Annotated in this window: 3 protein-coding genes; all 3 read left to right on the top strand. The window is 66.8% G+C overall.

Annotated features, from left to right (window positions below):
* Positions 1–564, top strand: a 564-nt coding sequence (locus tag CO675_RS39515) for a Rossmann-fold NAD(P)-binding domain-containing protein (protein WP_502693451.1), incomplete at its 5' end; no start/stop codon positions are given.
* Positions 565–575: 11 nt separating this feature from the next.
* Positions 576–893, top strand: coding sequence for a proton-translocating transhydrogenase family protein (locus CO675_RS39510; protein WP_050403072.1), 318 nt, complete (start codon positions 576–578; stop codon positions 891–893).
* A gap of 43 nt (positions 894–936) precedes the next feature.
* Positions 937–1,910 (top strand): NAD(P)(+) transhydrogenase (Re/Si-specific) subunit beta (locus CO675_RS39505; RefSeq protein WP_097677264.1); only part of this gene is annotated, 974 nt, incomplete at its 3' end.

Genomic DNA, 1,910 nt, shown 5'->3' with positions numbered 1-1,910 from the left:
GCCGTCGTCACCGCGACCGACGTGCGGCCCGCCACCAAGGAGCAGGTGGAGAGCCTCGGCGCCAAATTCCTCGCCGTCGAGGACGAGGAGTTCAAGAACGCGCAGACCGCCGGCGGCTACGCCAAGGAGATGTCCAGGGAATATCAGGCCAAGCAGGCCCAGCTTACCGCCGAGCACATCAAGAAGCAGGACATCGTGATCACCACCGCGCTGATCCCGGGCCGTCCGGCGCCGAAGCTGGTCAGCGGCGAGATGGTGAAGTCGATGAAGCCCGGCTCCGTGCTGGTCGACCTCGCGGTCGAGCGCGGCGGCAATGTCGAGGGCGCAAGGCCCGGCGAGGTGGTCGAGACCGACGGCATCAAGATCGTCGGCTACACCAACGTCGCCGGCCGCGTCGCCGCCTCGGCCTCGAGCCTCTACGCGCGCAATCTGTTCTCGTTCATCGAGACCATGGTCGACAAGGCCAACAAGGCGCTCGCGGTCAATTGGGACGACGAGCTGGTGAAGGCCACCGCGCTGACCAAGGACGGCGCCGTCATCCATCCCAACTTCCAGCCGAAGTAAGGAGAGAAGCCATGGAGCATCTCGCGCAGGCCGTCGATCCGTTCGTGTTCCGGCTGTCGATCTTCGTTCTTGCCGTGTTCGTCGGCTACTTCGTGGTGTGGTCGGTGACCCCCGCGCTGCATACCCCGCTGATGAGCGTGACCAACGCGATCTCGTCGGTGATCGTGGTCGGCGCGCTGCTCGCGGTCGGGGTCGGCATGGTGTCGAGCGGCTCGGGCTGGGCCCGCGGCTTCGGCTTCATCGCGCTGATCTTCGCCTGCGTGAACATCTTCGGCGGCTTCCTGGTCACCCAGCGCATGCTGGCGATGTACAAGAAGAAAGCCAAGTGAGCGGCGTGCACCTCGGGGTGACGAAGACAAAGGGGGACCTGAGATGAACGCCAATCTGGCTGCTGTTCTGTATCTCGTGGCGGGGGTGCTGTTCATCCTGTCGCTGCGCGGCCTGTCGAGCCCGGCATCGTCGCGCCAGGGCAACATGTTCGGCATGATCGGCATGGCGATCGCGGTCGCCACCACGCTGGCGAGCCATCCGCCGGCCGATGGCCTCGCCTGGCTGCTGGTGATCGTCGCGATCGCGATCGGCGGCGGCATCGGCGCGGTGATCGCGCGCCGGGTGCCGATGACCTCGATGCCGGAACTGGTCGCCGCGTTCCACTCGCTGGTCGGCATGGCCGCGGTGCTGGTCGCCGCCGGCGCGTTCTACGCCCCTGAAGCCTTCGACATCGGCACGCCCGGCAACATCCATCCGCAGAGCCTGGTCGAGATGTCGCTCGGCGTTGCGATCGGCGCCCTGACCTTCACCGGCTCGGTGATCGCGTTCCTGAAGCTGTCGGCCCGGATGAGCGGCGCGCCGATCATCCTGCCGTTCCGCCACGTCATCAACATCGTGCTGGCGCTGGCGCTGGTGTTCTTCATCGTCGGCCTGGTGATGTCGGGCAGCGCGCTCGACTTCTGGCTGATCACGATCATCGCGCTGGCGCTCGGCGTGTTGATGATCATCCCGATCGGCGGCGCCGACATGCCGGTCGTGATCTCGATGCTGAACTCGTACTCGGGCTGGGCCGCGGCCGGCATCGGCTTCACGCTCGGCAACTCGGCGCTGATCATCACCGGCGCGCTGGTCGGATCAAGCGGCGCGATCCTGTCCTACATCATGTGCCACGCGATGAACCGCTCGTTCATCTCGGTGATCCTCGGCGGCTTCGGCGGCGAGACCGCGGCGGCCGGCGGCGGCTCGGGCGAGCAGAAGCCGGCCAAGCTCGGCTCGGCGGACGACGCCGCCTTCATCATGAAGAACGCCTCCAAGGTCATCATCGTGCCCGGCTACGGCATGGCGGTGGCGCAGGC

Origin of the sequence: Bradyrhizobium sp. C9, assembly GCF_002532045.1 — a bacterium.
In the GTDB taxonomy this organism is placed as follows: Bacteria; Pseudomonadota; Alphaproteobacteria; order Rhizobiales; family Xanthobacteraceae; genus Bradyrhizobium.
This window is presented reverse-complemented; position numbering and strand designations above follow the sequence as displayed.

Coding starts and splice junctions, on each gene's coding strand:
- CO675_RS39510 (WP_050403072.1), top strand. CDS start 576: ATGGAGCATCTCGCGCAGGCCGTCGATCCGTTCGTGTTCCGGCTGTCG.